This window comes from uncultured Algibacter sp., assembly GCF_947487605.1.
Classification (GTDB): Bacteria; Bacteroidota; Bacteroidia; order Flavobacteriales; family Flavobacteriaceae; genus Algibacter_D.
The window spans coordinates 201,800-218,170 of sequence record NZ_CANKXK010000007.1 but is presented as its reverse complement, the minus strand read 5'-3'; the positions used below and the strand labels follow the sequence as shown (position 1 = coordinate 218,170).

10 protein-coding genes are annotated in these 16,371 nt (G+C 33.0%); 1 reads left to right on the top strand and 9 read right to left on the bottom strand.

All coding sequences use genetic code 11. The features are described from left to right. The 3 genes from Q0739_RS10040 to Q0739_RS10030 form a co-directional block, all read right to left on the bottom strand. The coding region (locus Q0739_RS10040; RefSeq protein ID WP_298238592.1) for a hypothetical protein at positions 1–1,238 on the bottom strand (1,238 nt) is incomplete at its 3' end. 4 nt (positions 1,239–1,242) lie between these two features. Further along, complete coding sequence (locus Q0739_RS10035; RefSeq protein ID WP_298238591.1) at positions 1,243–1,377, bottom strand: hypothetical protein; 135 nt, start codon at positions 1,375–1,377, stop codon at positions 1,243–1,245. A 135-nt stretch (positions 1,378–1,512) separates the two neighbouring features. Continuing rightward, the gene (locus Q0739_RS10030; RefSeq protein ID WP_298238590.1) at positions 1,513–2,829 is read right to left on the bottom strand and encodes a T9SS type A sorting domain-containing protein; all 1,317 of its coding nucleotides are present in this window, start codon (positions 2,827–2,829) and stop codon (positions 1,513–1,515) included. 523 nt (positions 2,830–3,352) lie between these two features. Between Q0739_RS10030 and Q0739_RS10025 the strand changes: the two genes are divergently transcribed. Continuing rightward, positions 3,353–4,528: an MFS transporter gene (locus tag Q0739_RS10025; protein WP_298238589.1), complete on the top strand. Its 1,176-nt coding sequence runs from the start codon at positions 3,353–3,355 to the stop codon at positions 4,526–4,528. Positions 4,529–4,547: 19 nt separating this feature from the next. On the opposite strand, the gene Q0739_RS10020 is transcribed toward Q0739_RS10025, so the two are convergent. The 6 genes from Q0739_RS10020 to Q0739_RS09995 all read right to left on the bottom strand — a co-directional run bounded on the left by Q0739_RS10020 (position 4,548) and on the right by Q0739_RS09995 (position 16,368). Then, positions 4,548–5,351: an HAD family hydrolase gene (locus Q0739_RS10020; RefSeq protein WP_298238588.1), complete on the bottom strand. Its 804-nt coding sequence runs from the start codon at positions 5,349–5,351 to the stop codon at positions 4,548–4,550. A gap of 101 nt (positions 5,352–5,452) precedes the next feature. Further along, positions 5,453–8,740: an FG-GAP-like repeat-containing protein gene (locus Q0739_RS10015; RefSeq protein ID WP_298238587.1), complete on the bottom strand. Its 3,288-nt coding sequence runs from the start codon at positions 8,738–8,740 to the stop codon at positions 5,453–5,455. A gap of 82 nt (positions 8,741–8,822) precedes the next feature. Further along, positions 8,823–10,571 carry a RagB/SusD family nutrient uptake outer membrane protein gene (locus tag Q0739_RS10010; protein WP_298238586.1) on the bottom strand — a complete coding sequence of 583 codons (1,749 nt, stop codon included), beginning with the start codon at positions 10,569–10,571 and terminating at the stop codon, positions 8,823–8,825. A gap of 10 nt (positions 10,572–10,581) precedes the next feature. After that, positions 10,582–13,803: a SusC/RagA family TonB-linked outer membrane protein gene (locus Q0739_RS10005; RefSeq protein ID WP_298238585.1), complete on the bottom strand. Its 3,222-nt coding sequence runs from the start codon at positions 13,801–13,803 to the stop codon at positions 10,582–10,584. A 224-nt stretch (positions 13,804–14,027) separates the two neighbouring features. Then, positions 14,028–15,497, bottom strand: a complete 1,470-nt coding sequence (locus Q0739_RS10000; protein WP_298238584.1) for an FG-GAP-like repeat-containing protein — start codon at positions 15,495–15,497, stop codon at positions 14,028–14,030. Between the two features lie 127 nt (positions 15,498–15,624). Then, positions 15,625–16,368, bottom strand: a complete 744-nt coding sequence (locus tag Q0739_RS09995; RefSeq protein WP_298238583.1) for a DUF1080 domain-containing protein — start codon at positions 16,366–16,368, stop codon at positions 15,625–15,627. Positions 16,369–16,371 lie beyond the last annotated feature (3 nt).

The following is a 16,371-nucleotide window of genomic DNA, read 5'->3' as shown; positions in this document are numbered from 1 at the left end:
AGTGGTAAAATTGTTCCGTTTAACCTCCATATAAAACTGAAATTAGCCACATCTAAACCTGTATCTATAATGGGAGGGGTAACGACCTCTTCGGTTCCATTCGTATTTAAACACAACAGGTAATCAGGTTCTAGATTTGCTTCGGGCAAAAGATTGCCTTGTATGATAAATGACCCAACGTCATAACAGATTATATCGTTTGTTAAAATATTTTCAACCCTTACCCAAATCTGTTCTTTAGGCAAACTATTAATATAGGTACTGCTTATTGATTCGGTTAGGTTGCCATGAATAACTTTAGACGCTTCATTATAATAAGTCACTAAAAAATCTGAAGGGTTTCGTCCATTTAATATTTCGGCATCTTTACTGCTAAAATTAAATTCGCAAATACCATCGTTATCACCAAAATTATCACAAACAGCATAAGGACTAATGTTTATAGGTATATTTGGTGTTTCATAAAATTCTATATTGAATTCGTAACTTTCTAAAAACACATTATTGGCATCAAAAGCTTTTGCTTTATAAACGTTTGTATCTGTAACATTTAAGGAGGCACCATTAGCTCCCGCTATAAGCACATCGGTATTTGTACCACTACCATCGTCTTGATACCACACATAGTTTACGGCATTGGCTGTAGTGGCATCTAAATTAAGTACATCGCCTTGACAAGCAACTTTACTTGAAACGATAGGAGCGTCTAATAATTTACAATTTATAGTTGCAGCACCAGCAATTTGTGTTACGGTTATAAAGCCAGGTAATGTGGAAAAATTAGTAATTAATAACAAATAATAATCGCCTATATTGGTATTTGTAATATTTGCAAACTCTACAACGTCTGTTTTAAAACTACAAGATACAATATTTGAGGCATTTAAATCTACTACGCAAGGAGTTACTGGATCATTAAAAGGTCCATAAATAACATAATCAACATCTAGATTTGGTGTTCCTCCAAGTGATTCGCTTTGTTCTATTTGTAGTGTAATATTTCCAGCTTGATTTATTTGAAAATAAAACCAAGACGGATTTGCCATAGCAAACAAACAGCCATAATCTGGACCTGTTTCTGCAAAATTTAAGCCAGAGGTATTTGGATAAGAAAACAAACCAGAACTACATAAGGGTTCCGCATCAACACAAAATTTCGCACTTCCGCTTTGGCTCCATATAAATTGTAAACCAAAAACAAAAATCGCAATAAGTGAAACGATATTCTTTAAACTCATATTCTTATTTAAAGTCACTGGAATAAAACACGCCTGCTTCCTTTCCATTTTCAAAATAAAAAGCATCTTGTAGTTGAGACTGTGCATTCATTTTTTCTTCTAACAAAAAACTACTTTCTTTTACAATAATTTCAAACAAGAATTAGCATTAACACCTTTAAAGTAAATGCTCTATTAACTGAAAACACCCAAATTATTTCTAATTTGGATGTTTTATTTTCAAATAAAAAACAGTATCAACTATTTACGGTTTTGTTTACCATAAATAATTTACTTATTGTTTTACAATTCTTCTTGTTACTGAAGCACCATTTCTAGCTTCTAATTTCAGGATGTAAACACCATTACTTAAACTAGATACATTAATGCTTTCTAGATTATTAGTTAACTGTAATACTCTTTTCCCTAAAAGACTATAAACCTTAACTGATGATAATACTTCTTTGCTATTAATATTTAACGTATTACTTACAGGGTTTGGATACACACTAAACTTGAATGCATCTTGAGTTTTAGTTGATAAAATTGGATTATTTAAAAACCCTTGAGTATCAATTGTAATACCTGTTTGACCATCCGCAGTAATAGCAGCCAATTGGTCTTCAGTTAAACCGCCTACACCTACTTTAATAAGTTTGTTTTTAAATCCAGTGATATTAACTACACCACCATCCCAGCTTTTCGTAGAACTATCAGCAAAACCAATATTTGTAACAGCTGGATCAATAACAATATTATAGATTGCTGAAGCAGTAGCACCATTAGCAAAATCAATAACTCCCATAGATGGTTGATTTGCGTTTATGTTTAATGTAAAAACTACCCCATCTACTACATTATATCCAGTTCTCATAATATCTACCTTATTTAATGATAGGCTAGAAGTACCATTTACTTGGTATTTAGTTGCTGTAGCTGGTAAAAAACCTCCTAGAGTTTCATTATTAGCAATTACAGCACCCGAAATTGCTTGAAATGAAGACGTAAAACCAGTGTTATCTGAAGCTATGGCAAATGTAACATAACCATCTAAAAGTAAAGAAGCACCTCCTGAAACATTACATCTTATAACTATTGTATCGTCTGAGCTAGAAGTTATTAATTCAGCTCCAGTTGTGACTGTAATTGAAGCGTCAGCATTAAAAATAATTTTTCTACTATTACCAGCTTTGTTGTTAATCGTAAACCTTGCTTTTTTAGTAGCACTACCTCCAGAATTATTTATCACAATAGGCACGCCAATTGTTGTTGTTCCATTAGCACTCATAACAACAGCATCATTACTATTGGTTCCAGAATTCACATCTATTGTTAACGTATTCGTTCCAGATAAAGTATTTCCTTTAAGAACAAGGCCTTTAACGGCAGCATCTATGTCAAGTGTCATGTCATGGGTTAATTGTGGAATATCAGAAGCAGAGGTTCCAGGAACTGTTACAGGATCAGCTACAGGGTCTGTTACCGAAATCCAATTAGCAGCAGTATTCCAACTAGTGCCAACTCCATTTGTTTTATGTGTTGCAGTCTGACCAAAAGCCATAACGCTTACAAAAGCTGTAAGCAACAATAATAAATTGTAATTTTTTTTCATGATTTTTAAAGTTAATTCAGTTAATGTTATTTAATTTTCACGCACAACATATTAGTCTAATTCAAAACTTTAAAAAGGCTATTTGTAGAAGAGAGGCATTAAGTTTAAAAAACTTGTAAGTGTATCTTAATACATTTACACAAAATCAGTTTGTATAACAAAAAATGATTAGATAGGTATAGGTTAACAAACTATTTGATTTTATAAAACTATAGTAAACCAGAAAAGGCATAAGGTAAAATAGCATACTTAAAGGGTAATTTTGTTTAACTTTTTAAGAATTCACAATACAGTTAAAATAAATCGGTTTAACTGCCTAAAAAGAGGGACTATATACAGTTAGGTTAACAAATACAAATATTTATTGATAGTCAAACTATTAATAAATACAAAATTCAATCAATAACTTCGTCCTTAATGAAAATAATGCCTTACTTACTGAAAAAAATGTATTATCAAATGAGCATATAATTCTAGTCTGCAAATAGCTTGTGTTGTTTCTTTGTACAAAAAAATAATACAAGTGAAATCGCTACAACTTATTCTTTCAAATCTAAAATATTTTGCACCTTCTTGGGTGTTTTCTTCAACTAATATATTGGTAGGGACTTGGATACTTTATTTGCCTCATATTAAAATGAAATTTGAGTTGAATGATTCTCAAATTGGTTTAGCTTTATTTTTTACTGCATGTGGTTTATTGGCCTCAATACCAGCGGTTCCTTATATAAATAAGCTGCTAGGTACTGGTCGTTCAACCAAAATGGGGATGATTCTTTCTGCTTTACTTTATAACTTAATATTAGTAGCTCCAAATTATGCACTATTATGCACTAGTTTGTTTATGACTGGGGTTTTCTCTGGCTTTACAGATGTATCAATGAATGCTTTAGTTTCAATAATAGAAAAAAGAGATAAACTAAATCTCATGTCTGCTGTACATGGTTTTTTTAGTTTAGGAGGATTTATTGGAGCGGGCATAGGCAGCCTATTGATTGGAAAATTTTCTAACCCAAGTTATCATATGTTATTAATCACTTCATTTATAATTTTAACAACATTATTATTAGCTAAACACTACGAAAACATTATAGAACCTGCTCAAAAAGAGCATAAAGAAAGTACCAGTATATTTAAAAATATAATGCCTGTACTGGGTTTATCAATAGTTGCTTTTATTATCATGTTTAATGAAGGTGCTGTAGAGCATTGGAGCAATTTGTTTTTGTTTGACATTGTTCAAGTTTCAGAAAGTCAAGCGGGTTTGGGATTTGTAACTTTTTCTTTAACGATGACCTTAGGACGATTTTTAGGAGATGGAATTAGTTACAAAATAGGTGCTGTTAAAACCATAGCTTATGGTTGTATTATTGCTATGGTTGCTTATTCTTTAATACTAGTATCCAATTTCTATATTAGCGTTTTAGGTTACGGTGTTTTAGGTCTTGGACTTTCTGTAATCGTTCCTGAAATTTTTAGACTAGCGGGTAGAGCAGTGCATATTAGTACATCTGTAGCTATTTCAGTTGTTTCTGGAATTGGCTTTGTCGGTTTTCTAATAGGGCCTGTATTATTAGGTTTTATCTCTAATTTGAGTGATTTAATTATGAGCTATATCTTTTTATTGACATTGGTATTTACAGCGTTTATGATAGTTATTTTTCATTTAAGAAAGAAGTATATCACTAGCCAAAACTAATATCCAAAAAAACGTGTAACTAAAGTCTATTTACCAACTGCTCAAGTACAGCTTCTACCCCTTCTTCAGCATTACTTTTAGTTTCGTAACGTGCTACTTTTTTAACGTTAGGATGCGCATTTGCCATCGCATAACTAAAATGTGCCAATTCTAACATCTCTAAATCGTTATTATAATCTCCAAAAACCATTGTTTCTTCTTCAGAAATACCTAACGTTTTTTGAAGTCTTGTAAGTGCATAACCTTTGTTAGCATCAATATGTGAAATATCTAACCAGTTTTGTCCAGAGACAATAATCTTCATTTGGTCTTGCAAATATTCCATAGCAGGTAAAATATACGTTTCAGAAGATTCAAAATGATATACCGCAATTTTTAAAAAATCGTCATCGTTTACTTTTGTTAAATCTTTTACAACTTCATAAGATGTATAATACTCACTAAATTTTGAAATAAATGCTTCATCATTCGTTTCAATATAGGCGGCTTTTTTACCACATAAAACAATGTAGGTGTCTTTTATAGTTCGCAAGACTTTAACAGCTTCTAGAACGGCATCTGATGATAACCTAAGAAGGATATCTGTTTTATTATCATGCTGCATCACACCACCATTTTCGGCAATTATTGAAATATCCTGCTTTATGGCATCCAATTTATGTAGTATGCTTTGATGCTGTCTTCCGCTTGCCGCAACAAAATGAATATCTTGTTTTTTTAAGGCATTAAATAGTTCAAAAAAACGATTGCTTACTTCACCTTTAGGGTTTAATAATGTCCCATCCATATCTGAAACTACCAACTTTACCTTAGAGATATCCATACTGTGTTTTTAAAGATGCGAAAATATGAATTTCTTAGCTGGTGCAGCCAATAATTATTTTGACTGTTACTCTAATTCATAAAAAACATTAATAAAGTTATTTACAGCTTTACTAACTGCAAATAATCATTATTCTTTACAGCTACAATATACTTTTTGCCTTTTACACTTATTTCTGCTAAATCTTTAACATCCCCAGGTATAACTAAACCACTATCATAAGCAGTAATTGGCAAGAAATCGCCTTTTCCATTCCCTTTTAAATATAAACCAATACTGGCATCATTTCTTGGTGTTTCAACTTCTGCACTATATAAATTCCCTGCGATAACAGCATCTAAAAAACCATCTTTATTATAATCATCAATTAATATTTGATTGATAGATGATAATTGAGCCTCATTAGGCAAATTATGTTTTATAAGTTTACCATCCTTATTTTCCAAATAAATACTGGCAAACGATTTCACCTGATAATGTAATGAATTTTCTAAAACGTCATCTGTATAAATATCTTCCAAAGTCGCAATTGAATACGATTCATAATCTTTAAACTTTTTCTTTATTGCTGGCATTTGCTGTGACGAACATTGTCGTCCTCTCACAGGGTACTGCTCTCCATTATTAACATAACTTAAAACAATATCGTTGGTTTTATTACCATCAAAATCGTTAAAATAAATATCGAATGTTTCATCTTCATTGGCTTTATATTTAAAATTTAAACCTAGATTACCAACTATATAATCGCTATCTCCATCACCATCAAAATCACCCTCTTTTATACTAAACCACCAGCCATTGGAATCTTCAAGATTTAAAGATCTCGTCTTGTTTTTAAAAACACCCTCATTATTTTCAAAAACAGTAATAGGCATCCACTCTCCTACTACTATTAAATCAACCCAACCATCATTATTATAATCGGTCCAAACGGCATCAGTAGCCATTCCTAAACCTGTTAAATCTGGAGCCATTTTTTGAGTGACATCAATAAATTTTGGGGTATTTGGTGTGCTTACATTTTCTAAAATATAACTATTTGCTGGTATTGGGTAATTACGAGACACTAGCCTTCCGCTTACAAACAAATCCAAATCACCATCTTTATCAAAATCTACGCTCTGTACTCTACCACCACTTGAAATCATTTCTGGAAGTGCTTCGAGCGATTTTGTAAAATTACCAGTTCCATTATTAATGTATAATCTATCCTGTAAAATTTTATCAATAGGCCTAAATTCATTACCACCACTCACTATATAAATATCATTATCAGCATCACCATCTGCATCAAAAATAAGAATGCCTATATCTTCGCTTCTTCTATCATTTTCTATAGCTTCAATGGTTTGTTTTTCAAAACCTTCTGGCGTTTGGTAATAAATTCCCGCACGATACTCTGAGGCGCCACCAATAATAATATCGTCTTCACCATCGCCGTTTAAATCGCCAACAGCTACTGAAGGACCTAATCGCGATGTTTGATGTGGTAATAAAATTTCTTTTTCAAAATCGTCGTAGATATTTTCAGTATGCTTATGCTTTAACACTAATGATGAGTCGTTAACTGTTTTAAAAATTGCTTTAGGTTTACTCACCATAACTTCGGAAGTTACCATAGCATCATTATAATCAATAGTTAAAAACTGATTTGCATTAACATTAGCAAATGTTTGTGTTTTTCCATCTGGCCACTTTATTTTTAAAGAATCAATAACAGTTTCGGTTCCTATCCCAAAATGTAATTGGGGCGCGATGGAGGATTGAAAACCTCTTGTTAGAGTCATTTCTTGAAACTGTTGGTTTTCTCCATGAATAAGATAAGCTTTTGCCCCTAAGCCAAAAGGATTTTTTGATGTTCCTTTAAAATTTAAAACAATATAATTATTCTTATTACTGCTATTGTTTTTAAAAACTGAGGCGTTATCATCAATATTATTGGTTACAATTTCTAAATCGCCATCGTTATCTAAATCTACATAAACTGCACCATTTGAAAACCCTTCATAAGTCAGCCCCCATCTGTCATTTACTTTTTCAAAAGTTAAATCGCCTTTGTTTTTAAATATGAAGTTATCTATTTTTTCGGTAGGCATGGCAAGATTCCATGCTAGTAAACTATCGTTATTGTTTACCTTTCGCTCTAGCTTTTTTATATAATCTTTATTATTTATTTCTCGTCGAGTCCCGTTGGTGATAAATACATCTTTAAATCCATCGTTATCAAAATCTGCCAATAGTGGTCCCCAACTCCAATCTGTTGAAGATAAACCTGATAATCTAGAAACATTACTAAAATCTGGAATACTATCATGTAACATCCCATTATTTAGTTGCAATGTATTGTGCATATACTGAAATTGAAAGCCTGCATTTACAGTTTTCCAAAACAGATTAGGGTTCATGCTTGCCATATTAGCTTTTGCTCTCCTATTGTCAGCAGCGTCCATATCAACCTGCATAATATCTAGAAGGCCATCATTATTAAAATCGGCAATATCAACGCCCATACCAAAATGAGAAGTGTGCTTAGTAGCGGTTTTTAGAACATTGGTAAATGTACCATCCTTATTGTTTTGAAACATAAAATCTGGCGAACTAAAGTCATTCGAAATATATAAGTCTGACCATCCATCATTATTAAGATCTGCAACTGTTGCGCTTAAAGTGAGCCCAAAGGATTTTAAACCTGATTCATTTGTAACATCTGTAAAGGTATTGTCTCCATTATTTCTGAATAGCTTATCAGTCTCATTCTCTGACGGGTATTTTAGTTTAAATGCATAATGGCTTGGAGGTGCATTAAAAGCCGTTTCTGGATAATTTGCAACATAAACATCTAAATCGCCATCCATATCATAATCAAAAAACGTACTTTGAATGCCATTTCCACTATCGTTAAGACCATATTCTGAAGCTTGTTCTGTAAATGTTAAATCGCCATTATTTATAAATAGTTGATTCTGTTTTGGTGAAAATTTACCACCCACTGAGCAGTAAATATCCAACAAACCATCATTATTTACATCAGCCATAGTAACACCAGTGTACCACCTTGAGTCTCCAGCAACTTTTGCTTTATCTGTTATATCTTCAAATTGTAAATTACCTTTATTTAGGTATAGTTTATTTTCAACCATATTGCCGGTAAAATATAAATCTATTAACCCATCATTATTAATATCACCTGCTGAAACGCCAGCACCTAAATACAAATATGGGTAGGTAAAATAATTAAGAGAATCGTTTTCAGTAAGGTTATTAGAAAAGTTAATGTGCGTATCTTTTTCTCCTAATTGACTAAATATTTTTTTAGATGATTTTGTTTTACTACATGAAGATATGGCTATAATTAATACAACAACTAGGTAAGAATTTTTAAACATTTTAATGCATTTAATGTTTTACAAAAATAAGAAACAGGGCGCAAAACGCCCTGTTAATTAACTAACTCAAAATAAACTTAAACTAATTTTGTGAAAAATCATTTTGATTTAACGCACCAAAAGCTAAATTTATAGCTTCTTGTGGTAAAGGATAAATACTTCTTTTAACGGTAAAACTAGCACTACTTAAATAACCTCTAAATTGTGGACGTGATAAATATCCATTTAAAACTTGTTCAGCTATGCCTCTACGGACTAAGTCAAAGAAACGATGACCTTCTAAAGCAGTCTCTAAACGGTATTCCATAACCACTGCATTCATAGCAAAGGTAGCATCAGGAAAACCTCCAGGGTATGTATCTTCATATAACCCTATGGCATAATTTGCCGCATCTGTAACTCCATCATTTTCTTTGACCCAATTTGCTGAATCCATATTTCTTGCTCTAACTTCATCTACTAAATTCATTGCTGTCATCAAATCACTTTCGGAAGCAGCAATTTCTGCACGCCATAATAATATTTCAGCATAACGAATAAGATTTGTTTGAATGGTACCAATGTTTTGTCCCCATCCCCCTGCTACTCTTGCAAGACCATCATCTGCCTCAGACCATAATAATTTTTTACTATAATATGGGCCTCCGTTTGCAGGATCTCTAGCCCAAGATAACATAAAATCTCCACGATCAAATAAAGGAATCCCTGTTCTAGCAACTGTCCAATCAAGTCTTGGATCTAGAGTCCTAGTCTCCTCAGGAAAAATCGACGTACCAGCATCTCCATCTTCAACAGGAACATTTCTAGGAGAACCAGAAACAATATCCGAAGGATCTGTATTAGCAACATAATCAGCTGGATCAGATATTGGTGTTGTTAATGGCAACCCATTTGAATCTGTTAAATAAGCATTTACTAAATCGTGTGAAGGTTGATAGAAACCACAACATCCAAAAGGGCTTGCACTATGTGGATAGTTTAATTCATCACCCTGATTTCCATTATCTTGACTAGCTCCTGATCCATCATTCACGGCATATTGAACTGCAAACACGGTTTCGCCATTATTATTATAGGCATAGTTAAAATTTTGATGGAAACTAGGCGTCAAATTATAAGGTCCATTATCAATAATATCTTGTAAAATTGGTTTTGCAGCAGGGTAATCCATCTGATACATATGCACCTTAGCTAAATAAGCCTTAGAGTTCCATTGATTTGCACCAGCATAGCGCACAGGGTCAGGATCTAAATTATCTATAGCAAATTGAAAATCGGCTTCAATATTCGGCCAAATATCATTTTCATTTCCAGGATTTTCTGTAGTATTTTCATCAACATAAGGCACATTGCCAAAAGTCATCTTAGCTTGAAAATGAAAAAATCCTCTTAAAAAGCGTAACTCTCCCAAGTAAGTATTCCCCAATTCTGCATCAATAGCACCAGATTCCAAACCTCTATTTACAACATTTATTGCGGCATTAGCTCTTGCTACACCTTCATAAAGACCTCTCCACCTTAATCTTACATATTCATTGTTAGGAGATACTTCATAAACTTCCATTTGGGTGATTTCAGATTGATCTCCTGGAGTACTCCCCTTATAGGCATTATCTGAACCAGTACCTCCAAACGTCCAGTTAGAGGCAGCAGCCTCTCGACGCATTTCTAAAGCACCATAAGCAGCCACAGTGAATTTTTCTGCTAAATCAACATCTGGCACCAACTCACTTTCAGAAAGTGTTGACAGCGGAATATCTAATTCTTTATCACAGGAAAACACACTTACTGCTATTGCAAAAAATAAAAATGTTTTTATTATATTCTTCATAGTTTTTTTTTTAAAATGAAACATTAATTCCGAAAATTATTGATCGGTTAATAGGATAAGTACCTGTATCTACACCAAAGGTCAAGTTATCTCCTGGATCCGTCCTGTTTGGAGGAGTAGCACTTGGAGCCCCAACGGATCCTTCAAAACTTCTTAAACTTATTTCAGGATCTAAACCAGAATAATCCGTAATAGTAATTAAATTTTTACCCTGTAGGTAAAGTCTTAATTTTTCTACTTTAAGTTTTTCAGCTACAGAATTAGGCAAAGTATACCCAATTACTAAATTCTTTAATCTTAAATAAGATCCATCTTCAACATAATATGTAGATGCAGCAGCTTCACGATCAACAAGAGTAGAATTACCAGTAACCGCAGGTAACCCAACTTCGTTAACATAATTTAAACTTCTTGCTCCTGAAAATTTATTAAAATCGGTAAAGAACTTATTAAAATTATAAATATCATTACCCTGTGATCCTTGAAATAGAAGTGAAAAATCAAAACTCTTGTAATCCCCATTAAACGTAAGACCATAAGTGAAATCTGGGTGTGGGTTACCAATAAAACCTGGCACAGGGTTACCAGCATCATCCAATTCATCAAATACCACTCTTCCATTTTCAATCCCTACCCAAGTGTTTCCATAAAAAGATGATATTGGATACCCTGCTTGAGTTTTTGTTGGATTCTGGTCTCTTATACGATCACCGTCTCTAAAACTATCTGGATTTGTTGGATCTAAAAAATTTACATTATTTTTATATGCCGAAACATTTAAGCCCACTCTATATTGAAACTCACTACTTGACTGAGAATTATCATAAGCTAATGAAGCGTCAAATCCCTTGTTGTTCATTTCTCCAAAATTACCAGGAACCACGTTAATATCCCCTAGAACTGTTAAATCTCTAGGAACAGCTAGTAACATATCTTCAGTAGTAGCATCATAGTAATCAAAATCAAAAGTAAGTTTATTAAATAATCTAGAAGTAAAACCTAAATTTAAAGTTTTTGTTATTTCCCAACCTATATCTGGATTGCCTCTTAAATCAATACCTACACCAGGATCGGAAGATGTTGTACTTGTAGCATAGTTATAAGTTCCAACGTTAGGACCAATTGTAGTAGATCTAGCATCAACTCTAAAGCCACCATCATTACCAACTACACCGTAACCAACTTTAAGCATTAAAGAACTAAACACATCTGAATCTTTCATAAAATCTTCTTCACTAATTCTCCATCCAATACTACCTGAAGGAAATACTCCATCCCTATTAGCCTCGTCAAACAAAGAAGTCTCATCACGTCTAATAGTTGCACTGATAAGATATTTATCTTTTATATTAGCATCTACCTTACCAAATAATGAAAAATAAGCCTCTGTAAAACCCGTACCATATCCACCAAACGCACCACTAGCATTGTCAAAATATCTCAAATTTGGAGTAAAAAAATCAAAAGTAGGTTTATTTATAGTAGTACTTCTAAATGTATTCTTATTAAACTCACTACCTAATAATACATTTAATTTAACTTCACCAATGGTTTTACTATAATTCAAAGTGTTGAACCATGTATATGTATTGTCTGAATCATTTCTTTCAAACAATGAGTTTTCCTGATTAAAAATTTCACCTTCTAATTGAGGAGGCTGAAAATAAACCTGATTGAATGATCGTAAATCAAACCCCAAATTTGTCTTTAAAGTTAAGTCTTTAATTATGTCTAATTCGGCATAAACATTACCAAGTGCTCTAAAGGTTATATTGCTATTATCTTTATTTCTATCTGCAATGGCAATAGGATTATTTCCATTCCCTAGTCCACCAACGCCAGATCCTGAAAAATTACCACCAACATCTCTTACAGGAATTAAAGGATGTAACCTATACAAACTAACTATAGTACCGTTATTTTCATCTGATCCTGGAGGTGTAATTTGATCTGAATAAGATACTGTAATATTTTCTCCAATTCTAAAGTTATCTTTTATATCGAAGGATGAGTTAGCACGCAAGGTATATCTAGTAAATCCAGATTCATAACCAACCCCTTCTTGATCTAAGACACTCATAGAAGCAAAGAAACTTGAGTTTTCTCCTCCTGCTGTAGCACTAATATTATAACTCTGAGTAATAGCCGCATCAAAATACTCATCAAACCAATCTGTACCACTCTGGTTAGCTCTTGTAATAGATGTTGCTCTGGAAGATGGATCATATAAGCTTTCATCTGCAGTAGCTACCCCTTGAGGTATTAAATAATTAGGAAGTACTGGAGAAGTCCCACTTCCAAACTGCGCATTTGCTGGAGTATTACCATCATTTGTAAATTCTCTCCAAACACTTTCTGCTACTTGCTGAGGGCTTGCCATATCTGGAAATGCCGAATTAGGAATAAAATCTATACCTACATAAGCATTAGCCCTAAAAGATAACTTTTTATTCTTTTTTCCGCCCTTAGTCGTAATAATAATAACGCCATTAGCTGCTCTATAACCATAAATTGCTGCGGAAGAAGCATCCTTCAAAATCTGAATAGAGGCGATATCATTTGGATTTATATCATTTAATCCAGCCTCAGTTGGTGTCCCATCAATAATGTATAGTGGGTCATTTGCATTAACTGTTCCAAAACCTCTAATTCTTACCGCTGCAGCTCCACCTGGCCCACCCTGACTGCCTACAACGACACCAGACGCTTGACCTTGTAAAGCTTGCTCAATACCAGTAGGTGCTGTAGCTTCTAAATTTTCTGATTTAATAGTAGATACTGACCCAGTAATATCTCTAGTACTTTGCGTAGAATAACCAGTAACTACAACTTCGGCTAGTTGACTAGCATCTTCTACCATGACAATATCCACAGATGTTCTTCCATTAAGACTAACTTCTTGAGACACATATCCCACATAGCTAATCATTAAAGTTGCATTTGTGTCAGCAGTTAACGAAAAATTTCCATCAAAATCAGTTACTGTTCCTGTAGAAGTCCCTTTAACCAAAACGTTAGCCCCTATTAAAGGCACTCCGCTTTCATCTTTAATACCACCTGTAATCGTCGATTGCAAATCTTCTGACACATTTGTAGCTTCAAAGCTATTTTCCACATTAGCAATTGCTAATTGTGTGCTAAAATAAATAAGTGTTGACAATAGGCCAATAGCGCATGCATGCAGCTTTTTTTTAAACCTAAAAGTCTTACAAAATAGTTGTTTTTGCTTCATAATTGTTTTGTTTGTTAATAATTTAGTTTAGAGTGTGCCTTATGGCACGTTAAAAAGTTGAGTAATACCAATGGTAAAAATAGAATAACAGTAATTCGTTAAATGACACTATTTTGTCATTTACTTGAAATATTATTAAAATAATGTTAAATATTTACTCTATTGATATATTTGTATATATTTTTTTAACAAAAAGATAAATATTAAAAAACAGGATAAAACTTCTAATACACAGTATTTTCCAATTTTATCCACGAAACCTTAGGTACTTTTTTTAGCACAGACTCCTCTGGCCCAATATTAATATTAAAAGCACCTATGAGTATGTCTTTATCACCATCATCATCTATATCAGCTAAATCCATGGTTTGCCATCTGTATTTTGGCACATCTGGTATAGCATAAGGTTTAAAATTTAAACCACCTTGATTTAGCAATAATACAACACTGGTATAGTTTTCGTCATTAAAATCTCCAAAGTTTGCTATGGCAAGCATGTCCTTTTTTCCATCTAAATTAAAATCATCAACAACCACTTTGCTAGCACCATGAAACGGGTAAAAATAAGTTTCTGAAAATTCCCCTTTGCCATCGTTTACAAATATTCGAACGCCATGAAAATCTTTAAGTATGGTTGAATAGTCTGCATTATCGCCATTACTTAAAATAATATCCTTATCGCCATCCATATCAATATCTGTAACTTGAAAATCATTACTTCCAAAAGCAGGTTGATGCTGAATGAGATTGGTCTGTTGAAACTCACCGTCATGAAAATTTAAAGCATATAACGTTTCGCTTTCTTGCGATACTAGCACTAATAAATCTTCAACATTATCTTGATTTATATCTGCATAATCCATTTTAATAGACCCTGGTAAATTAAGAATTGTATGCCTCTTATAATTTTTGTCTTTTAAATTTTCATACCACACTAAACTCCCAATATTATTACCAAATTCAGAAATCAACACATCCTCAAATCCATCAGAATTGATGTCTTTAACCAAAAAATCTACAGGTCTTGTTAGGCTATCAATTTTTTTATCACCGAGTTTAAGAATTCCCAATGGTCTATTAGAAGGATATAAAGAACCTATAGTTAAAACAGATTTTACTGAATCTTGAAAGGTTATTTTAACGGGTGGACTATCTAATTTTTCTTTTTTGATAATTTTACCATCCATATCTACTACGAAAAGAGACGATAATCTACCATCACCTAGGTATAAACTTTTGTCGTAACTATTAAAAGCTGCCATTGTAATGATTGTTGATGGCTGAAACCCATAAGAAAAAGTCTGACACTTAAACAGATTACTTGTATTAGCTATATGCTGTTTTTTTGTAACAATTGAATCTGGGGCACTTTCTATATAATAAGCTACTATTGCATCCCAATCTTCTTGAGACAATAAAGGTTGTTTAGGAAAATAAACACCTTCTTTTGTTTTAGCATAAAGTCTTTTACCATGTTTAGACATCCCTAATCTTAATCCCATTTCTGGAAGTGTATTAGCATCCCACACCTCTTTTGTTAATAGAGCAGGTTCTGTAAATAAATGACAGGAACTACACATATTTTTAGCAAGCCTCTCCCCCTTTGATTGTTTTTGTTCGGACTGACAACCCAAAAACATCACAGTTATACTGACAAAAAACATGATACGGTAATACGATTTTAATTGTTTCATAAATGGAATTATCACATAAATATACGCTAATTGTTTAGAGAAGTCTCATCAAAAAAAATGATGCCTTCCTTATGATGCGCCATAATAACATTTAGCTTTCAACTTCTAGAATTATTCCAGAATGACACTACAATTCTTTTATTTTGATATTTCGGTAAGACACCTTATCTCCGTGGTCTTGTAAACCTATATGTCCTGTCTGGTATTTTGCGAAACCTTCCCAATCTTTAAATTTTGATTTGGCTACCATAGCATCCCAATCTGCTCCATGAACCGGAAATGTTATCGAATCATGACCATTCATTGAAACTTTTCCTTGGTTTGTATTATGGTTTATTTCTAAAACACATACATTCCATTCGCCCGCAGGGTTTATAAATTCTGAAGAATAACCAATTAAATCATATAATGAACCTGCTTTGTGTGTGTCTTCTGCCACAAAAGAATCTGGGTGTTTATCATTATCTAGCACCTGTATTTCAGCGCCTGTTTCATAGGCTTCCTTATACTTTTCATCTTCATATACACCCCAAAATATGCCACTGTTACCGCCTTCAGAAATTTTCCATTCCACAGACAAAACAAAATTGGTGTACTTATTTTTAGTGATTATATTTTTTCCGCCTTCATTACTTGGTGTAAAAACTAAAACACCATCATCAATAGTCCATTCTTCATAAACATCATCCGACAAATACCCTTTCCAACTATCAAGTGAAGTTCCATCAAAAAGCACTATCCACTTTGACGAAATTTCATTACCAATACTTTCATTAACCGAGTTAGGTACTGCATTATTCTTGTTTTTCGATTCGTTTTTGCATGATACGAAACAAATAACAAGCAAAACAATAAATAGACACTTTTTCATTGA

What these genes read in the sequence shown, in the direction of transcription:
- Q0739_RS10030 (WP_298238590.1), bottom strand. Translation starts at nt 2,829, where the DNA reads ATGAAAAAAAATTACAATTTATTATTGTTGCTTACAGCTTTTGTAAGC.
- Q0739_RS10020 (WP_298238588.1), bottom strand. Translation starts at nt 5,351, where the DNA reads ATGGATATCTCTAAGGTAAAGTTGGTAGTTTCAGATATGGATGGGACA.
- Q0739_RS10015 (WP_298238587.1), bottom strand. Translation starts at nt 8,740, where the DNA reads ATGTTTAAAAATTCTTACCTAGTTGTTGTATTAATTATAGCCATATCT.
- Q0739_RS10010 (WP_298238586.1), bottom strand. Translation starts at nt 10,571, where the DNA reads ATGAAGAATATAATAAAAACATTTTTATTTTTTGCAATAGCAGTAAGT.
- Q0739_RS10005 (WP_298238585.1), bottom strand. Translation starts at nt 13,803, where the DNA reads ATGAAGCAAAAACAACTATTTTGTAAGACTTTTAGGTTTAAAAAAAAG.
- Q0739_RS10000 (WP_298238584.1), bottom strand. Translation starts at nt 15,497, where the DNA reads ATGAAACAATTAAAATCGTATTACCGTATCATGTTTTTTGTCAGTATA.
- Q0739_RS09995 (WP_298238583.1), bottom strand. Translation starts at nt 16,368, where the DNA reads ATGAAAAAGTGTCTATTTATTGTTTTGCTTGTTATTTGTTTCGTATCA.